At 67.3% G+C, this 18,485-nt stretch carries 19 protein-coding genes; 7 read left to right on the top strand and 12 right to left on the bottom strand.

Annotated elements, in window-relative coordinates; genetic code table 11:
* Nucleotides 1–19: 19 nt before the first annotated feature.
* From nrdF to HF886_RS05230, 8 genes are all read right to left on the bottom strand, one after another.
* Nucleotides 20–1,027, bottom strand: a complete 1,008-nt coding sequence (gene nrdF / locus HF886_RS05265) for a class 1b ribonucleoside-diphosphate reductase subunit beta (RefSeq protein WP_169619674.1) — start codon at nucleotides 1,025–1,027, stop codon at nucleotides 20–22.
* A gap of 52 nt (nucleotides 1,028–1,079) precedes the next feature.
* Nucleotides 1,080–3,161 carry a class 1b ribonucleoside-diphosphate reductase subunit alpha gene (gene nrdE, locus HF886_RS05260; protein ID WP_206036560.1) on the bottom strand — a complete coding sequence of 694 codons (2,082 nt, stop codon included), beginning with the start codon at nucleotides 3,159–3,161 and terminating at the stop codon, nucleotides 1,080–1,082.
* A 202-nt stretch (nucleotides 3,162–3,363) separates the two neighbouring features.
* Entirely contained in the window at nucleotides 3,364–3,816 is a 453-nt protein-coding gene (gene nrdI, locus HF886_RS05255; RefSeq protein WP_169651737.1) for a class Ib ribonucleoside-diphosphate reductase assembly flavoprotein NrdI, read from the bottom strand.
* A 106-nt stretch (nucleotides 3,817–3,922) separates the two neighbouring features.
* On the bottom strand, nucleotides 3,923–4,153 hold the full coding sequence (locus tag HF886_RS05250) for a redoxin NrdH (protein ID WP_169619677.1): 231 nt from the start codon (nucleotides 4,151–4,153) through the stop codon (nucleotides 3,923–3,925).
* A 331-nt stretch (nucleotides 4,154–4,484) separates the two neighbouring features.
* On the bottom strand, nucleotides 4,485–6,575 hold the full coding sequence (locus HF886_RS05245; RefSeq protein ID WP_169619678.1) for a xanthine dehydrogenase family protein molybdopterin-binding subunit: 2,091 nt from the start codon (nucleotides 6,573–6,575) through the stop codon (nucleotides 4,485–4,487).
* Nucleotides 6,572–7,573: a xanthine dehydrogenase family protein subunit M gene (locus HF886_RS05240; protein WP_169651736.1), complete on the bottom strand. Its 1,002-nt coding sequence runs from the start codon at nucleotides 7,571–7,573 to the stop codon at nucleotides 6,572–6,574. The genes HF886_RS05245 and HF886_RS05240 overlap by 4 nt, the downstream gene beginning before the upstream one ends.
* Nucleotides 7,570–8,145 carry a 2Fe-2S iron-sulfur cluster-binding protein gene (locus HF886_RS05235; RefSeq protein WP_169651735.1) on the bottom strand — a complete coding sequence of 192 codons (576 nt, stop codon included), beginning with the start codon at nucleotides 8,143–8,145 and terminating at the stop codon, nucleotides 7,570–7,572. The genes HF886_RS05240 and HF886_RS05235 overlap by 4 nt, the downstream gene beginning before the upstream one ends.
* Nucleotides 8,146–8,372: 227 nt before the next feature.
* On the bottom strand, nucleotides 8,373–8,936 hold the full coding sequence (locus HF886_RS05230; RefSeq protein ID WP_169619681.1) for an NAD(P)H-dependent oxidoreductase: 564 nt from the start codon (nucleotides 8,934–8,936) through the stop codon (nucleotides 8,373–8,375).
* Between the two features lie 90 nt (nucleotides 8,937–9,026).
* On the opposite strand from HF886_RS05230, the gene HF886_RS05225 reads away from it, so the two are divergent.
* Together HF886_RS05225 and HF886_RS05220 are read left to right on the top strand one after the other, a co-directional pair.
* Nucleotides 9,027–9,638, top strand: a complete 612-nt coding sequence (locus HF886_RS05225) for a TetR/AcrR family transcriptional regulator (RefSeq protein ID WP_346765293.1) — start codon at nucleotides 9,027–9,029, stop codon at nucleotides 9,636–9,638.
* A 24-nt stretch (nucleotides 9,639–9,662) separates the two neighbouring features.
* Nucleotides 9,663–10,088, top strand: a complete 426-nt coding sequence (locus HF886_RS05220; RefSeq protein WP_169619682.1) for an META domain-containing protein — start codon at nucleotides 9,663–9,665, stop codon at nucleotides 10,086–10,088.
* Nucleotides 10,089–10,109: 21 nt separating this feature from the next.
* On the opposite strand, the gene HF886_RS05215 is transcribed toward HF886_RS05220, so the two are convergent.
* A complete protein-coding gene (locus HF886_RS05215) occupies nucleotides 10,110–10,658 on the bottom strand; it encodes a nucleosidase (protein WP_296549438.1) in 549 nt (182 codons plus the stop codon).
* 118 nt (nucleotides 10,659–10,776) lie between these two features.
* Between HF886_RS05215 and nadE the strand changes: the two genes are divergently transcribed.
* On the top strand, nucleotides 10,777–11,616 hold the full coding sequence (nadE, locus tag HF886_RS05210; protein ID WP_169651734.1) for an ammonia-dependent NAD(+) synthetase: 840 nt from the start codon (nucleotides 10,777–10,779) through the stop codon (nucleotides 11,614–11,616).
* 21 nt (nucleotides 11,617–11,637) lie between these two features.
* Here nadE and HF886_RS05205 read toward each other — a convergent pair whose 3' ends face one another.
* Entirely contained in the window at nucleotides 11,638–11,916 is a 279-nt protein-coding gene (locus HF886_RS05205; protein ID WP_169619685.1) for a MoaD/ThiS family protein, read from the bottom strand.
* The gene (moaA, locus tag HF886_RS05200; RefSeq protein WP_169619686.1) at nucleotides 11,909–12,967 is read right to left on the bottom strand and encodes a GTP 3',8-cyclase MoaA; all 1,059 of its coding nucleotides are present in this window, start codon (nucleotides 12,965–12,967) and stop codon (nucleotides 11,909–11,911) included. Before moaA ends, HF886_RS05205 begins: the two co-directional genes overlap by 8 nt.
* 127 nt (nucleotides 12,968–13,094) lie before the next feature.
* On the opposite strand from moaA, the gene glp reads away from it, so the two are divergent.
* From glp to HF886_RS05180, 4 genes are all read left to right on the top strand, one after another.
* Nucleotides 13,095–14,288, top strand: a complete 1,194-nt coding sequence (gene glp / locus HF886_RS05195) for a gephyrin-like molybdotransferase Glp (protein ID WP_169651733.1) — start codon at nucleotides 13,095–13,097, stop codon at nucleotides 14,286–14,288.
* Complete coding sequence (moaCB, locus tag HF886_RS05190; RefSeq protein WP_169619688.1) at nucleotides 14,285–15,289, top strand: bifunctional molybdenum cofactor biosynthesis protein MoaC/MoaB; 1,005 nt, start codon at nucleotides 14,285–14,287, stop codon at nucleotides 15,287–15,289. The genes glp and moaCB overlap by 4 nt, the downstream gene beginning before the upstream one ends.
* Nucleotides 15,282–15,749 carry a molybdenum cofactor biosynthesis protein MoaE gene (locus tag HF886_RS05185; protein ID WP_169619689.1) on the top strand — a complete coding sequence of 156 codons (468 nt, stop codon included), beginning with the start codon at nucleotides 15,282–15,284 and terminating at the stop codon, nucleotides 15,747–15,749. Before moaCB ends, HF886_RS05185 begins: the two co-directional genes overlap by 8 nt.
* Nucleotides 15,750–15,975: 226 nt before the next feature.
* Complete coding sequence (locus HF886_RS05180; RefSeq protein WP_169651732.1) at nucleotides 15,976–17,424, top strand: DEAD/DEAH box helicase; 1,449 nt, start codon at nucleotides 15,976–15,978, stop codon at nucleotides 17,422–17,424.
* Between the two features lie 13 nt (nucleotides 17,425–17,437).
* On the opposite strand, the gene HF886_RS05175 is transcribed toward HF886_RS05180, so the two are convergent.
* A complete protein-coding gene (locus HF886_RS05175; RefSeq protein ID WP_169651731.1) occupies nucleotides 17,438–18,460 on the bottom strand; it encodes a GTP-binding protein in 1,023 nt (340 codons plus the stop codon).
* Between the last annotated feature and the right edge of the window lie 25 nt (nucleotides 18,461–18,485).

Here is an 18,485-nt window from a genome sequence, read left to right as displayed (position 1 = left end):
CCGACTGTGAGGGATCCGGTCAGAAGTCCCAGTCGTCGTCCTCGGTGACGACAGCCTTGCCGATGACGTAGGAGCTACCCGAACCCGAGAAGAAGTCGTGGTTCTCGTCGGCATTCGGCGAGAGCGCCGACAGGATAGCCGGGTTCACGTCGGTCTCGTCCTTCGGGAACAGCGCCTCGTACCCGAGGTTCATCAGCGCCTTGTTGGCGTTGTACCGGAGGAACTTCTTGACGTCCTCGGTCAGGCCTGCCTCGTCGTACAGGTCTGCGGTGTACTGGGTTTCGTTGTCGTAGAGCTCGAAGAGCAGCTCGAAGACCCAATCCTTGAGGTCGTCGCGCTCGGCCTGAGTGATCTTCTCGAGGCCCTTCTGGTACTTGTAGCCGATGTAGTAGCCGTGCACGGCCTCGTCACGGATGATCAGGCGGATCATGTCGGCCGTGTTGGTCAGCTTCGCCCGCGACGACCAGTACATCGGCAGGTAGAAGCCCGAGTAGAAGAGGAACGACTCGAGCAGCGTCGAGGCGGCCTTGCGCTTGAGCGGGTTGTCGCCCTTGTAGTAGTCCAGGACGATCTGCGCCTTGCGCTGAAGGTTCACGTTGTCCTCCGACCACCGGAACGCGTCGTCGATCTCACGCGTCGAGCACAGGGTCGAGAAGATGTTCGAGTACGACTTCGCGTGTACCGACTCCATGAACGCGATGTTCGTGAGGACAGCTTCCTCGTGGGGAGTGACCGCGTCGGGAATCAGCGAGACAGCGCCCACCGTGCCCTGGATGGTGTCGAGCAGGGTCAGTCCCGTGAACACCCGCATCGTGAGCTGCTGCTCGTATGCGTTGAGCGTTCCCCACGACGGGATGTCGTTGGACACCGGCACCTTCTCCGGAAGCCAGAAGTTGCCGGTGAGGCGATCCCACACCTCGGCGTCCTTCTCGTCGGGGACGCGGTTCCAGTTGATCGCGGAGACGCGATCGATGAGCTTGACGCGCAGGCCGTCCGCCGGCGAGTGCGCGTGCGGTGCTGAGGTCATCGGTTACCTACCTGATCGGTGTTCTTGTGCAACGGGTGTCGGGGAAGTCGGATCACAGCATGCAGGAGACGCAACCCTCGACCTCGGTGCCCTCGAGCGCCATCTGCCGCAGGCGGATGTAGTACAGCGTCTTGATGCCCTTGCGCCACGCGTAGATCTGCGCCTTGTTCACATCGCGGGTGGTCGCGGTGTCCTTGAAGAACAAGGTGAGCGACAGACCCTGGTCGACGTGCTGCGTCGCCGCGGCGTAGGTGTCGACGATCTTCTCGTACCCGATTTCGTACGCGTCCTGGAAGTACTCCAGGTTGTCGTTGGTCAGGTAGGGAGCCGGGTAGTAGACGCGGCCGATCTTGCCCTCTTTGCGGATCTCGATCTTCGAGGCGACGGGGTGGATCGAACTCGTGGAGTTGTTGATGTACGAGATCGAGCCGGTCGGCGGCACGGCCTGCAGGTTCTGGTTGTAGATACCGTGCTGCTGCACCGACGCCTTCAGCTGCCGCCAGTCGTCCTGCGTGGGGATCTCCACACCCGACTCGGTGAACAGCTGACGCACCCGCTCGGTGGCCGGCTCCCACGTCTGGTCGGTGTACTTGTCGAAGAACTCACCCGACGCGTACTTCGACTCGGGGAAGCCCTTGAAGTACGAGCCCCGCTCGATGGCGAGCTTGTTCGAGGCACGCAGTGCGTGGAACAACACCGTGTAGAAGTAGATGTTCGTGAAGTCGATGCCCTCGTCGGAGCCGTAGTAGATCCGCTCGCGGGCGAGGTAGCCGTGCAGGTTCATCTGCCCGAGGCCGATCGCGTGGGAATCGTTGTTTCCCTGCTCGATCGACGGGACCGAATTGATGTGCGTCTGGTCGGACACCGCCGTGAGCCCGCGGATCGCGACCTCGATGGTGCGCGCGAAGTCCGGCGAATCCATGGTCTTGGCGATGTTGAGCGAACCGAGGTTGCAGGAGATGTCCTTGCCGACATGGCTGTAGGACAGGTCGTCGTTGTAGGTCGACGGCGTGGACACCTGCAGAATCTCCGAGCACAGGTTCGAGTGGGTGATCTTGCCGGCGATCGGGTTCGCGCGGTTCACCGTGTCCTCGAACATGACGTACGGGTAGCCGGACTCGAACTGCAGCTCGGCGACCGTCTGGAAGAACTCGCGCGCCTTGATCTTTGACTTGCGGATCCGCTTGTCGTCGACCATCTCGTAGTACTTCTCGGTGACGTCGATGTCGGCGAACGGCTTGCCGTAGATGCGCTCGACGTCGTACGGCGAGAACAGGTACATGTCCTCGTTCCGCTTCGCCAGCTCGAACGTGATGTCCGGGATCACGACGCCGAGGGAGAGCGTCTTGATGCGGATCTTCTCGTCGGCGTTCTCACGCTTGGTGTCGAGGAAGCGGTAGATGTCGGGGTGGTGGGCGTGCAGGTACACCGCGCCCGCGCCCTGACGGGCACCGAGCTGATTCGCGTACGAGAAGGAGTCCTCGAGCAGCTTCATGATGGGGATGACGCCGGAGGACTGGTTCTCGATCTTCTTGATCGGCGCGCCGTGCTCACGAATGTTGGTCAGCAGCAGGGCAACTCCGCCGCCGCGCTTCGACAGCTGCAGCGCCGAGTTGATCGCGCGGCCGATCGACTCCATGTTGTCCTCGATGCGGAGCAGGAAGCAGGAGACCGGTTCGCCGCGCTGCTTCTTGCCGGAGTTGAGGAACGTGGGGGTGGCGGGCTGGAAACGCCCGGAGATGATCTCGTCGACGAGGTGCGTCGCGAGGATCTCGTCACCGTCGGCGAGCGTCAGCGCCACCATGCACACGCGATCTTCGAAGCGCTCGAGGTAGCGCTTTCCGTCGAACGTCTTGAGCGTGTACGACGTGTAGTACTTGAACGCGCCGAGGAAGGTCGGGAAGCGGAACTTCTGCGCGTACGCGTGCTGGAACAGCGTCTTGACGAACGGCCGCGAGTACTTGTCGAGGACCTCGGGCTCGTAATAGTTCTCCTCCACGAGGTAGTCGAGCTTCTCGTCGAGGTTGTGGAAGAAGACGGTGTTCTGGTTGACGTGCTGAAGGAAGTACTGGCGCGCCGCGGCGACATCCTTGTCGAACTGGATCTCGCCGTTCGGGCCGTACAGGTTCAGCATGGCGTTGAGCGCGTGGTAGTCGAGACCCTTGAGCGACTCGTCGAGCTTCGGGCTCTTGACGGGATCGGGATCGGTAATGGTCACAGTGCTGTCCCCACCTATCGAATAAAGGAACGTGGCCGCGCTGTCACGTGTGCGACGCGCGTCGAAATGGATACGAATGACGGTGTGCCCCATAGATTTCGGGGCGCGGCGGTGCGGCCTATGCGGTTTGCAGCTCCGATTCCCAGAAGTGGGCGAGCCCGGCTCGGACACGCTCGACATCGTCTGTCGTGCCCATCAGCTCGAATCGATACAGATAGGGCACCTGACACTTCCGCGAGATGATGTCGCCCGCGAAACAGTACGACTCTCCGAAGTTGGTGTTCCCCGCCGCGATCACGCCCCGGATCAGGCCGCGGTTGTGCTCGTTGTTGAGGAACCGGATGACCTGCTTGGGAACGTAATGCGTGTCGCGCCCGGTGGCGGTGGTGCCGCCCCCGTAGGTGGGCACCACCAGCACGTACGGCTCCTGCACTTCGAAGGTGCCCTCACGGTCGTGCAGCGGGATCCGCGTCGCCGGGATCCCGAGCTTCTGCACGAACCGGTGGGTGTTCTCCGATGTACTCGAGAAGTACACCAGCGACGTACCCGGGGACGGACCCTGCGAGGTCATCGGTGTTCACCACTCTTCAATCGATTGCGAAGACCGGCTCGGTCGGGCAAAGAACTACTGCCGCAGCGGACTGCGACCGGTCCGCGGAAGCGGACGACACGAACACTCAGGCTGCGACCGTGAGCGCCTTGATGCGATCGGGACGGAAACCGGCCCAGTGATCGTCACCGGCGACGACGACGGGAGCCTGGAGGTAGCCCAGCGCCATCACGTAGTCGCGGGCTTCCGGGTTCTCGGTGATGTCGACGACGTCGTACTCGATGCCGGCCTTGTCGAGGGCACGGTAGGTGGCATTGCACTGGACGCAGGCAGGCTTTGTGTAGACGGTGATGTTCATGGGTGCCCCTTAGTTCACGATGGCCGTGACGGCCTGACGACTGACTGCTGCGCGGTGCTCGAATGCCCACCGAATCCGCCCGATCTCACTTCCCCGAGAGACCGGCGACCCTTGGGCCCTCCAGCGGTCTAGACACTACACCTTGTGTCCGACAGATACACAGAACCCAGGATCTTGTGAGTTACAGGTGTGATATTCCCAGGTCGCACCTCGCCGACATGCACGTTCAGGGGCCCGTACGGCGTGTCGCGGCGGGGCGCGCCGACCATGGCCCCGAGCACAGTGTGACGCCACCCACCGACACCCTCGCGGGGTGCCGGTGGCGCGCCCGTTACGGCAGTGCGGGCAGCAGGTCGTCGAGCCGGGCGGGCAGGCTCCGCACCCGCACCCCGGTCGCATGCCACAGCGCGTTCACGACCGCTGCCGCGCTGCCGACGATGCCGATCTCTCCGATGCCTCGTGATCCCACGGCCGTGGCGTGGAAGTCGTCTTCGTCGAGCCATGCGGCGTCCACGTTGCGGATGTCCGAGTGCGTCGGTACGTGGTATTCCGCGAGATCGTGGTTGAGCACGTGCCCGAACCGCGGGTCGCGAATGCTCTCCTCGAACAGTGCCATGGAGATACCGAACGACATGCCGCCGATGAACTGCGAACGGGCGGTGCGCGGATTGACGACGCGTCCGACCGAGAACATGCCGAACATGCGCGGCACCCGGATCTCGCCGGTGTCGCGATCGACTCGGACTTCGACGAAGTGCGCGCCGAACGAGGCGGCGGTGTAGCTCTCGAGGTCGGCGTTCTCGCCCGCTGTCGCGGACGCCTCGTCTCCCGGCTCCGGAGAGTCCCCGAATCGGGTCCGGAACGTTCCGGCCGCCGCCACGATGGCGTTGCCCCACGACGACGTGCCCGAGGAACCGCCCGCGACGGTCCCGAAGGGCAGCGCGCTGTCGCCGAGTTCGAGATCGATCTGTTCCGCGGCCACATCCAGCGCGTCCGCCGCGATGAGGGTCAGCGCGGTCCACGCACCCGTGCCGAGGTCCGCCGCCCCGATCCGGACCTGGAACCGTCCGTTTCCGCGGTACCCGATCGAGGCTGTCGAACCGGGCTTGACCATGTGGGGGTAGGTCGCGACCGCGACGCCGGTGCCGGTGAGCCACCGCCCGTCGCTGCGTGTTCCCGGCGACCGATCGGACGGATCCCAGCCGAATCGCTCCGCGCCTTCGCGGAGGCATTCGACGAGCCGGCGCGACGACCAGGGTTTCCCGGTCTCGGGGTCGGACTCCGGTTCGTTGCGAATGCGCAGTTCGACGGGGTCGATCCCGCATGCCACCGCGAGTTCGTCCATCGCCACCTCGCCGGCGAACATGCCGGGTGCTTCACCGGGCGCCCGCATCCAGAACGGTGCCGGCACATCGAGGGGGATGGCCCGATGGGACGTGCGCACGTTCGCCGCGTCGTACAGATTCCGCAGCGGCACGGCGGCCTGTTCGACGAACTCGGTGACATGGGAACTCTGGACGTAGGCCTCGTGCACGATGCCGGTGAGCCGGCCGTCGCTGCGGGCTGCGAGCCGGACGCGCGAGGCCGTCGGCGAGCGGTACCCGACATACCCGAACATGTCGTGCCGGGAGACGGCGAACTTCACCGCGCGGCCGGGCACCGCCTTGGCGGCGAGCGCACCGAGCACGTCGTGCGCGTGGGGTCCGCCCTTCGATCCGAAGCCGCCCCCGATGTACGGGCAGACCACCCGCATGGTCGAGGAGTCGAGGCCGAGGGCAGGTGCGAGTGCCGAGACGACCCCGTGCGGATGCTGCGTGGAGGTATAGAGGGTGAGGGTTTCCCCGTCCCAGAGCGCGACGACCGTATGAGGTTCGAGCGGGTTGTTGTGCTCTTCGGGGGTGGAGTACCACTCGTCGATCACCACGTCGGCAGCGGCGATCGCCCCGTCCGCGTCACCCCGCTCGGAGTCGGGCGGATATCCCCCGTTGGCCGTCTCCGGCTTGTAGGCGTCGGGGTGGTCGGGCCGGAAGCGGGCGTCGTGATCGGTGCTCGTGTACTCCACCGACAGCAGCTCGCACGCGTACCGCGCGGCTTCCGGACTCTCGGCCACGACCGCACCGATGAGCTGACCCCGGAAAAGCACGTCGGGGTTCTGCAGCACGACGTATTCACCCTCGGCCTCGTCGGTGAGGCGGGGTGCGTTCCATGGGGTGAGCACCGTGATGACACCGGGGACCGCCTCGGCGGCAGCGGTGTCGATGCGGTCCACCGTCCCCCGCGCGATCGTCGACACCAGAGGCACAAGATAGGCGGGATCGGGTACGGGGTGCTCGTAGGAGTAGGGCGCGGTGCCGGCGACCTTCTGCGGCCCGTCGACCCGGGTGGTGGATGTGCCCACGGCACGGGTGGCGCTGTGTGTCATGCGGATACCCCTTCGTCGTGGAGTCCGGCGAGGTCGCGGAGCACGGCGGCGAGCGTGCGGCGGAGCAGGGGGATCTTGAAAGCGTTGCCGTCGAGTGCCCGGGCATCGACCAGTTCCGCATCGGCCGCCCGCGCGAACAGGTCCTCCCCCGGGCGCTCTCCGAGAAGAGCGGCTTCGGTGCGGTGTGCGCGCCACGGCCGGTGCGCGACCCCGCCGAAGGCGATGCGGCACCCGGTGATCGTGCCGCCCGAAACGGTCAGTTCGGCAGCGACCGAGACCAGGGCGAACGCGTAGGACGCGCGGTCGCGGACCTTGCGATACGTCGCCACGGTGGTCTGCGGCGGCGGAAGATGCACGCCGACAACGAGTTCGTCGCGGTCGAGGGTGGTATCGAGGTCGGGCCGGTCGCCCGGCAGGCGATAGAACTCTTCGAGCGGAACGGTGCGCTCCCCGTCCGGGCCCAGAACGAGAACCTCCGCATCGAGGGCGAGCATGGCCACCGCCATATCCGACGGGTGTGTCGCAACGCAGTCCTCCGAGGCGCCGAGCACCGCGTGGTAGCGGGTGTATCCGCCCAGCGCCGAGCACCCGCTGCCCGGTTCACGCTTGTTGCACGGTGTGGATACGTCGCGGAAGTACACGCACCGGGTGCGCTGCAGGAGGTTCCCGCCGGTGGTAGCTGCATTCCGCAGTTGCGGAGACGCTCCCGACAGGAGTGCACGCGTGAGCATCGGATAGTTGCGGCGCACGTCGGGGTGCACGGCAAGCGTGCTGTTGCGCACGTTCGCGCCGATCCGGAGGCCTCCGTCCGCGGCGCTCTCCACCGAGTCGAGCGGCAGGTGCGAGATGTCGACCAGCATTCCCGGAGTCGCGACGCCGATCTTGAGGTGGTCGACGAGATTGGTGCCGGATGCGAGGAACACCGCGTCCGGGTTGTCGTGCACGGTCGCGACCGCCGTCGCGGCGTCGGCCGGTCGTTCGTAGCGAAGGGGCCTCATTCGGTCGCCCCCTGCCCTGCGACATCCTGCCCTGCGACATCCCTGATCGCGTCGACGATGTTGGGATACGCGGCACAACGGCACAGGTTGCCGCTCATGCGCTCCCGGATCTCGTCGTCGTCGAGGTCGGGCGTGACGCCGAGTTCTTCGGTGACGTGGCTCGGGTCGCCCTGGGCGTATTCGTCGAGCATGCCGATCGCCGAGCAGATCTGGCCGGGCGTGCAGTACCCGCACTGGAAGGCGTCCCGCTCGAGGAAGCGCTCTTGCAGGGGGTGCGGTCCGTCGGCGGCCAAGCCCGCCGCGGTGACGATCTCGGCACCGTCGTGTGCGACGGCGAGCGCAAGGCACGTGACCCTGCGCCGTCCGTCGAGAAGGACGGTGCACGAGCCACACTGGCCGAGGTCACATCCCTTCTTGGGCGAGGTGACGCCGAGGCGGTCGCGGAGGGCGTCGAGCACGGTGGTGCCGGCATCGACGGTGCAGTGTCGTTCGGTGCCGTCGACCCTGAAGGTGACGGAGTGTTCGTGCAGGCCGGGCGGAGCCGTGCCCGCGTCGGCGGTCTCGGATGCCATGGGTCGTCCTCCCGACGGTGGGCTGTCGTCCGGGCATTCCCCGTCCGCCGCGACTCCAATCCCGCCGTCGGAGGTCTCTCGATGCCGGGGTCTTTCGAATCCGGTCTCGGCAGCTACCGGAGACGCAACAGCCCCGGTCCCGCTGATGCGGGACCGGGGCCGGTCGTCGCGTCGCACCCGGGTGGACGGCGGGCGGCGACGCGAACGTCTGTCGGACCTCGGGTCCGTCAGGCCTCGACGAGTTCCTTGGTGGCATTCACGAGCGCGTCGACGACGCCGGCGATCTCGGTGGCCGTCTCGGCATGCTCCTTGGCGTGTGCGTCGCCGAACTTTCCGAAGGTGCCGCCGACCGAGAGGGAAGCCCCTTCGGCGACCGTGCCGCCGGCGATCCCGACAGCCTTGACAGTGTCCTCGAGTGCCCACTTCGCGGCGTTGCCGCTCGGCGACGCGCTGACGACGGCCACCGGCTTGCCCGACAGCGCACCGGCGCCGTAGGGGCGCGAGAGCCAGTCGATCGCATTCTTGAGGACGCCCGAGGTCGATCCGTTGTATTCCGGGGTCAGGAACAGGACCGCGTCGACGCCGGCGACAGCCTCACGGAGGGCGACAGCAGCGGCGGGCACGGTCTCGCCGTCGAGGTCTTCGTTGTAGAACGGCACGTCGGCGAGGCCTTCGTGGATGCTCACCTCGACGCCCTCGGGGGCCACAGTGGCAGCGGTCTCGGCGAGCTGGCGGGTGACAGCGGCGGAGCGGAGGCTTCCGACGAGGGCGAGGACTCGAGTCTGAGCCATGAGGTACATCCTTCGATCGAGTTGGTTGATTCCGCAATCATAAACGGACCGCGGTCCACTTTCATTCCCGCGACGGTAGAATGTGACCTTGTGAACACTCACCCGCTGTGGCTGGTCGACGACGGCCCCGCAGAACGCGGCGACGCGGCGCGCAACCGGAAGCGCCTGCTCGACGCCGCGTCCGTGCTCGTCGCCGAGCACGGCGCCGACGCGATCACGATGGACGCCGTCGCAGCGAAAGCGGGTGTCGGTAAGGGAACGGTCTTCCGGCGCTTCGGATCCCGCGCCGGTCTCATGCAGGCGCTGCTCGACCACAGCGAGCGCGAACTACAGCAGGCATTTCTCTTCGGTCCCCCGCCGCTCGGACCGGGCGCGGATCCGGTCGAACGGCTCATCGCCTTCGGCCGAGCGCGCATCGCACTCGTCGACGTGCAGGGTGAACTGCTCCGGGCCGCCGAGGCCGCAGGCGGCGGCGTGCGGTTCTCGGCACCGGCGCGCACCGTGTCGCTCACCCACGTGCAGACCCTCCTACGGGCGGCGGGAACAGGCGGCGACCTCCCGGTCCTCGCCCAGGCCCTGCTGGCACCGCTCGATGCGTCTCTCGTACTCCATCAGTGGCGCGACCTCGGTTATCCCCTCGAGCGTCTCGCCCAGGCCTGGTCCGACCTCGCGCGACGCGTCGCGCGTCCCGTCGACCGGTAGTTCCCGCCGGGTACGGTGAGCCCCATGACCGGTGCCCTCCGCGCGTTCGTCGTCCTCACCCTCGGCGGACTGCTCTGTGCGTGCGACACCGGCGCAACGGCGCCCTCGGCGTCCGATCTCGTGGGCCGCGACTTCGTATCCACCGAGGTCGTCGGCGCTCCCATCCCGGGCGGGGGCCCGTTCACCCTCGCCTTCCCGGCTCGCGAACGCGTGGCCGCGTACGCAGGGTGCAACCGGATGATGGGCACTGCGGACTTCTCCGGCGGGGTGGTGCAAGCCGATGGCCTCGCCACCACGATGATGGCGTGCCCGCCCCCGCTCGACGAGGCCGACCGGTGGGTGCAGAAACTCTTCGCCGCTCGGCCGCGGTGGCATCTGGACGGAGATGTGCTCACGCTCGCGACGGACAACCTCCGGGTCACTCTCGTCGAGCAGTCCGCCGACCGCTGACCCGCGACGGCAGCGGTGCCGTCAGTACATGTCCACGAGCCATTCCGCGAGCACCCGCGCGCTGTTGTCGATCTGCTTCGGCCAGTCCATCGCCGTTTCGTCCGCGTGATCGCTCACGTGCTTGACGAGCCTGCAGGACGCTCCCATGTGTGCCGACGCGGAGGCGATCGCGAAGCCCTCCATGTCGACGAGGTCCGCGCGGGCGGCCAGCGCATCGCGGACCTCGGCGTCGGAAACGAACGAATCCCCCGTCGCGAGGATCGTTCCGTCTCCGTCCTCGAAGGTGAGCGTGTCGGCCACCGGGTGCCCGAGACTGCGCAACACCTCGCTGCTGATGTCGTGGTTGATGACGGTGGAAGGAAGATAGAGCCCGCCGTGCGCACTCCGCAGGGCGCCGGCGGTTCCGATGTTGACGACCAGCGGTCTGCGGCCCTCCGGATAGCGCGCGAGCGCGGCCGTCACCGCAACGGCCGCGGTGACCTTCCCTATGCCCGTGATCAGCGTGTCGTACCGTTCCGGAACGTGCAGTGCCTCCGACTTCGTTGCGGATACGACGAGGATCCCGTTCACCTGCTGCCTCCGTGTTCGACGGCCGACGACACTGCCGTGTGCATGCGCGTGGCCTCGTCCCGCACCGTATCGCGCGGTCGTCTCGCAGCACGGCTCCGGTGACGCTAATGTGGCGGCAATGACGAACCTGCGCGATCGGATCATCGAAGAACTCGGCGTCAAGCCCTCCATCGATCCGCGGAGCGAGATCGATTCGCGAGTACAGTTTCTCGCCGACTATCTTGCCGCTACGCCGGCGAAAGGTCTGGTGCTCGGCATCAGCGGCGGTCAGGACAGCACGCTCGCCGGACGCCTCGCTCAGCTCGCCGTCGAGAAGCTTCGACACGGCGGGCACGACGCGGAATTCGTCGCCGTGCGCCTCCCCTACGGGCAGCAGGCCGACGAGCACGACGCACAGATCGCGCTCGACTTCATCCAGCCCGACCGCACGGTGCGGGCGGACATCAAACCCGGAACCGACGCCACCGCGGCCGAAGCGGGACGAGCGCTGGGCGAAATCCCCGGCCACGGAAGCACCATTCGCGATTTCGTCCGGGGAAACATCAAGGCACGCGAGCGCATGATGCTCCAGTACGCGATCGCCGGCGAACTGGGACACCTCGTGGTCGGCACCGATCACGCCGCCGAGGCCGTCACGGGTTTCTACACCAAGTACGGAGACGGCGGTGTCGACATCACGCCGCTGGCCGGGCTCACCAAGCGGCAGGGGGCGGCGTTGCTCCGGGAACTCGGGGCACCGGAGAGCACCTGGAGCAAGGTCCCCACCGCAGACCTCGAGGACGACCGTCCGGCTCTGCCCGACGAAGAAGCACTCGGCATGACGTACAGCGAGATCGACGACTACCTCGAGGGCAAGGACGTCACCGATGATCTCGCGAAACGACTCGAAGGCAAATTCCTCGACACGTACCACAAGCGCGTGATGCCGGTGGCACCGTCCGACACCTGGTGGAGGTAGGGCAGACGCCCGGGAGGGTGCTCAGCCGCCGGCGAACGGGGGCAGCACGTCGACCCGGGCACCCGCCGGACGGGACAGATCGCGGGTGAGTTCCCCGGCGCCACCGTCTCCCGGCTCGACGAGATACGCCGCGACCGACAGAACCCGCTCCATGGCGGGGCCGTACCGCTCCACGAGCACCGTCCGTAGAGCACCGAGATCGGAGCCGGCGGGCAATGCCACGGTCTCCTTCTCGCACCCGGACGCGTCGGTCGCGGCCGCGAAATACCGGACCTCGATTCCGTTCACCACGTCAGCCACCGATCGCTCCCATACTGCGTTGCGGCGGCGCGAAGTCCGCCGCGTCGATACCGTGCCCGGCCCACTTGTTCCACATCGCACCCCGCCAGAGATCCACCAGCTCGTCGTCGGTCGCGCCGCCGCGCAGCGCAGCCCTCAGGTCCGTCTCCTGGTCGCTGAACAGGCAGGACCGGACCGTACCTTCCGCCGTGAGCCTGGTGCGGTCGCAGTCCGAGCAGAACGAGCGGGTCACCGAGGCGATGATGCCGACGGTCGCGGGACCCCCGTCGACGAGCCAGCGCTCGGCCGGTGCCGAAGGATCCTCACGTTCGGTCTCGGTAAGGGTGAAGCGCTCCCCGAGGGCATCGAGCAGGCCCTGTGCGGTCACCATCCGCGACCGCGCCCATTCGTGGTCGGCGTCGAGCGGCATCTGCTCGATGAACCGCAACTCCACCTGCTCCTCGAGACACCATCCGAGGAGGTCTGCGGCGCCGTGCAGGGTTTCGGGCATGAGGACGGCGTTGACCTTCACCCGGGCAAAGCCCGCGTCCTTCGCGGCGCGGATGCCGGCGAGCACCGACCCGAGGCGATCGCGGCGGGTGAGCTGGGCAAAGTGATCGCGGTCGATCGTGTCCAGGGAGATGTTGACGCGGGTGAGTCCGGCCTGCGCGAGCGCGTGCGCCCGATGCTCCAGACCGACCGCGTTGGTGGTGACCGCGAGCGGGATTCCGGGCGCGACACGGGAGCAGCCTTGGATGATCGCCTCGAGGTCGCGGCGTACCAGGGGTTCGCCGCCGGTGAAGCGCACCTCGCGGATGCCGAGCCTGCCGGTCGCGATACCGACCAGGCGCACGATCTCGTCGACCGTGAGGAGTTGCTCACGAGGGATGGGTGGAAGCCCCTCTTCCGGCATGCAATAGGTGCAGCGCAGCGAGCACTTCTCGGTGATGGAGACACGCAGGTCGCGGGCCACCCGACCGAAGCGGTCGAGAAGATCCGGTACGTCGGGCCGGTCGGAGGTGTCGTCTGCGCGTCGACGCACCGACGGAATCCCCACGTTCACCGCCGTCATCCGATCACCATCGCCATACGCCCAGTATGCCCATTGCCCGCGAACGTGAACACCGAAGCACCCGACGAGTCCGCTCTAACCGAGTACGCGGCCGGATGCGGACGGCGATATGCCTAGGATTGGCCGCATGACGAGCGGCAGGCGGTCCGTGGAAGAACACGAGCAGTACGTGGGTGAACTACTCGCGGTGCTGCGGGCGGGGTCCACCGCGACCGTCCCGCTTTCCCGGGCTCTGCACCGCACGCTCGCGGAGACGATCAGTTCCCCGCTCGACCTTCCGTCGTTCCGGAACTCGCAGATGGACGGCTACGCGGTCGCATCCGGCACCGTGGCCGACGCGCCGGTGACCCTGCCGGTGCAGGGCGTCGTGGCGGCGGGGGACACCGCGGGAGTCCTCGAACCGGGACACGCACTGAAAATCATGACCGGTGCGCCGATGCCCGAGGGGGCCGACGCCGTCGTTCCCGTCGAGGACACCACCGCTGACGAAGCCGCCGGCACGGTGACGATCGGCCGCGGGACGACGCCGGGCACCTACGTCCGGGAAGCCGGCAGCGATGTCCGGGTGGGCGACTGCCTGCTCACCGCGGGCACGGTGCTCGCGGCCCGCCACATCGCTGCGCTCGCCGCAGTCGGACTGACGGATATCCCGGTCCGGGCACGACCGCGCGTCGCGGTGATCTCCACCGGAAGCGAACTCGTCACCGCGGGCGAGGTGCTCGGCCCCGGCCGCATCTACAACTCCAACGGCCCGGCCCTGGCCGCGAGTGCCGCCGCCAACGGCGCCGATGTCGTCTCGGTCGACCATTGCCACGACGACCCCGACGAGTTCGCCACGATGCTCTCCTACGCCGTGCGCGTGGCCGATGTCGTGTTCACCTCGGGAGGGGTGTCGAAAGGCGACTTCGAAGTCGTCAAAGACACTCTTCAGCCCAGGGGCGGCAGGTTCGTCTCGGTCGCGATGCAGCCCGGTGGCCCCCAAGGTTCCGCGGTGATCGACGGCGTTCCGGTGCTGACCTTTCCCGGCAACCCCGTCAGCGCACTGGTTTCCTTCGAGGTGTTCGCGCGCCCAGCACTCCGAGCCGCAGCGGGATACCCACCGCCCGTAACCGAAATGCTTCCCCTTGCCACCGATCTGACCTCGATCGCGGGCAAACGCCAGTTCCTGCGCGGTGTCCTCGACGGTCGCACCGTGAGACCCGCCGCCGGGCGCGGATCGCACCAGGTGGCCGGTCTGGCCGCTGCCGACGTCCTTCTCGACATCCCCGCCGACACCGTCTCACTCGAAGCCGGAGACCTCGTGAAAGTGCTGACACTGTGAGCGAATTGAGCCATCTCGACGACCAGGGCCGCGCCCGCATGGTCGACGTGTCCGCAAAGGCCGACACCACGCGGACAGCACTCGCCGCCGGCCACCTCGTCACCACGCCGGAAGTCGTCGCGCTCGTGCGGGCCGACGACATGCCCAAGGCCGACGTCCTCGCCACCGCCCGCATCGCCGGTATCGCCGCGGCGAAGCGGACCTGGGAACTGATTCCCTTGTGCCACCAGCTCGCATTGTCGTCGGTGAAGGTGACGTTCGGATTCACCGACACCGCGATCACCATCGAGGCGACCGCCAAGACGAAGGGCCCTACCGGCGTCGAGATGGAAGCACTCACCGCCGTTGCCGTCGCAGGACTCACGTTGCACGACATGGTCAAAGCCGTCGACCCCGCCGCGACCCTGGACGGGGTCCGACTCGTTTCGAAGGAAGGCGGCAAGCACGGTCGCTGGCGTCGCGGCGACTCCGACACCCAGCGCGCCGAACCGCAGGCCGATACCGCGCCGGACGGTGGCGATTCGGCAGAGCGTTCGGCGGTCGTCGTGGTGGCGTCCACCGGCGTCGCCGCGGGAACCCGCGAGGATCGCACCGGCCCGGTGATCGAGAAGTGGCTGGGCGAGCACGGATTCAGCGTCCGCGGCCCGCTCGTGTATGCCGATGCGCAGATCGCCGCGGGCCTTGCAGATGCGCTCCGAGGTGCACCGGCGTTGATCGTGACCACCGGTGGCACCGGCGCGTCGCCGACCGACGCCACCCCCGAAGCGACCCGCGCGGTGCTCGATCGCGAACTACCGGGGGTTGCGGACTCGATCCGCAGACGCGGACTCGAGGTCACCCCTCACGCGGTCCTCTCACGTGGGGTCGCCGGGCTCGCGGGCCGCACGGTCGTCGTGAATCTGCCGGGATCGCCCGGTGGCGTGAAGGACGGACTCGCCGCGCTGGAACCGATCCTCGATCATCTACTGGCGCAAGTGGCAGGAGGCGGAGCACATGAGTGAAGCAGACGGCGTCGGCACGACGGGACGGACCGACGAGACCGGCGGCAAGAGCCAAGTGCTGGCCAGGATTTCGGCGGAGCCGCTCGACCCTGCGGTAGTGGACGCCGCGGTCGCCGGCCCCGAACACGGAGCGGTGGTGGTGTTCACCGGTGTCGTGCGCAACCACGACGGCGGCCAGGCCGTGACCGCGCTCGAGTACCAGGCACATCCCGACGCGGAAGCCTTCCTGCGCCGCTGCTGCGAGGAGGCCGCCGCGGCGTCGGGACTTCCCGTGGCCGCCGTCCACCGAGTGGGACATCTCACCATCGGCGATCTCGCCCTCGTCGCCGCCGTCGCCGCGCCGCATCGCGCCGAAGCCTTCTCCACCTGCGCCGACCTGGTGGAACGCATCAAACACGAAGTCCCGATCTGGAAGCGCCAGCACTTCGCCCACGGTGTCACCGAGTGGGTCGGCCTGTAACCGAGCGGGCCGTACCCGTCCGGGTGTGCGGTAGGGTGATGTGGTTCGGGTGTCACGAAGACACCCACCGTCGTGGGATACCGGCGGGATCGGGATCGTGCCCGACCCGCATGCATACTGCAGCTCTCTGCACACGCACCGGCTTTCCTTGCGGCGATCACGTCAGCACCACGGGAACACTTCCCGTCGAGTGCACACACGCCGCAGTGAAAGGCAGCGCTGTTCTATGACCACATCTTTTTCCGATCTCGGTGTTCCCCGTCCTCTCGTCGCTACGTTGAGTGACTCCGGAATCACCAGCCCCTTCCCGATCCAGGTCGACACCCTCCCCGACACGCTCGCGGGACGCGACGTGCTCGGCCGCGGCCGTACGGGTAGCGGTAAGACCCTTGCTTTCTCGATCCCCCTCACCGCGCGTCTCGCCGGTGGCTCCACCCGCGCTGCGGGCCGTCCCCGCGGCCTCGTACTTGCGCCCACCCGCGAACTCGCAACGCAGATTGCAGCGGTCGTCGAGCCTCTCGCGCATGCGTCCGGCCTTCGGGTGACCACGATCTTCGGTGGCGTGTCGCAGAGCCGCCAGGTCGAGGCCCTGCGCCGCGGCGTCGACATCGTCATCGCCTGCCCGGGACGCCTCGAAGATCTCATGCGCCAGAAGTTCGTCTCGCTCGACGCGATCGAGATCACGGTGCTCGACGAGGCCGACCACATGGCCGATCTCGGCTTCCTCCCGGGCGTCACGCGCATCATGAACGCAACGCCGAGCAACGGCCAGCGCCTTCTGTTTTCGGCGACCCTGGACAACGGAGTCGACAAGCTCGTCAAGCGCTTCCTCCACAACCAGGTGATGCACTCGGTCGACGAGGCGAACTCCCCCGTCGCGGCGATGACGCACCACATCTTCGATGTGGCCGGCGTCGACGCCAAGAAGGATCTCATTCGCACCCTTGCCTCGGGCAACGGACGCCGAATCCTGTTCATGCGCACCAAGCATCAGGCCCGCAAGCTGGCCAAGCAGCTCACCGACTCGGGAATCCCGGCGGTCGATCTGCACGGCAACCTGTCGCAGAACGCTCGCGACCGGAACCTTGCAGCGTTCTCGTCGGGTGAGGCACGGGTTCTCGTGGCCACCGACGTCGCGGCCCGCGGCGTGCACGTCGACGACGTCGAACTCGTCGTCCACGTGGATCCGCCGGCCGAGCACAAGGCATACCTGCACCGTTCGGGTCGCACCGCGCGCGCCGGAAGCGCCGGCGACGTCGTCACGCTCGTCCTTCCGGACCAGCGCAGGGATCTCGCCGTCATCATGCGGAAGGCCGCGATCAACGTCACGCCGATCAAGTCGACGGCGAACTCCGAGCACGTTCTCGCGCTCGTCGGTGAAATCGCTCCGTATGTCGCGCCGAAGCCGGTCCAGGCTCAGGCCGCCGGTACGTCGCGTCCGCAGCGGTCCGGTGGGTCCGCCGGCGGACGCCGCCGCACCCCGTCCCAGGGCGGCGCAGCACGTCAGGGCTCGGGCTCGGGTTCCTCGTCCCGTCAGGGTTCCTCGTCCCGTCAGGGCGCCGGTTCCGCCACCCGCCAGGGTGCGCCGGCCGGACAGCGTTCCTCGACCGGACACGGCGGAGTCGCTGCCACCGGTCGTCGTCGTTCGACGCGCCCGACTGCTACCCCGCGCTGATCCCCAGCCGGGTTCAGCGTGGCGTGAACCGGTGGACGGCGTACAGTGCGTCGCCCGACACCGGTTCGGTCGCAATGCATCCCGTCAATCGTTCGCGGACAGCGTCCGTGTCGAGATCGGCACCGATCACCACCAACGTGGTGCAGTCGGGGACGCTCTCGCCGCGGCCGACGGGTTCGAACCCGATGTGATCGCCCACCGTGTGCACCAGGTACGTGCTCACTCGTAGTCCGGCGGCGACGCGCACATAGCCTTTGATACGAAACACCCCTGCGGGCTGGTTCTCGAGAAAATCGACCAGCGCGCGGGGGTGTAGTGCGTCCCGGGTCTCGAACGTGACGGCGTTGTACCCGTCGTGCAGATGCACGTGGTCGTGTTCGTCTTCCGGGTAGAGCAACCGGTCGAGGGTGAGTTGTTCGCCCGGCTGCGGTTCGGGCCGGTCGGGTATGTCGAACAGCAGAGCCGGATCGATCCGCGCGTGCTCGGTCGAGACGACGGCGGCGCGGGAGTTGAGGCCGCACACTACGCCGAGCAGGTCGTCGTGCGCGTCGCTGTCGATACGGTCGGTTTTGTTGAGCAGCACCAGGTCTGCGAGCGCGACGTGCTGTTCGATCTCGGGATGTGCTGCCCGGACCCCGTCGAATTCCACGGCGTCGACAACGAGTACGAGGCCGCCGTAGGTGACGAACGGATTCTCCGACCCGACGACGAGACGGATCATGTTCCGGGGTTCGGCGAGACCACTGGCTTCGACGACGATGACATCGAGATCCGACGACCGATAGGCGAGCCGGTCGAGCATCGCATCCATGTCGCTGACATCGACTGCGCAGCACAGGCATCCGTTGCTGAGCGAGACCATCGAGTCGACCTGGCCGGCCACCATCATCGAGTCGATGTTGACCGAGCCGAAATCGTTGACGATCACACCGATCCGCGCGCCGCGCGTGTTGCGCAGGAGATGGTTGAGGAGGGTCGTCTTTCCCGAGCCGAGGAACCCGGCGACCACCACCACCGGTATCTGCTTCTTCGCCATACGGTGAGGGTAGCGGCGAGCACTA

Origin of the sequence: Rhodococcus sp. 105337 (genome assembly GCF_012844225.1) — a bacterium.
Taxonomy (GTDB): domain Bacteria; phylum Actinomycetota; class Actinomycetes; order Mycobacteriales; family Mycobacteriaceae; genus Rhodococcus.
The sequence above is the reverse complement of the archived record's forward strand: the minus strand, read 5'-3'. Positions and strand labels throughout refer to the sequence as shown.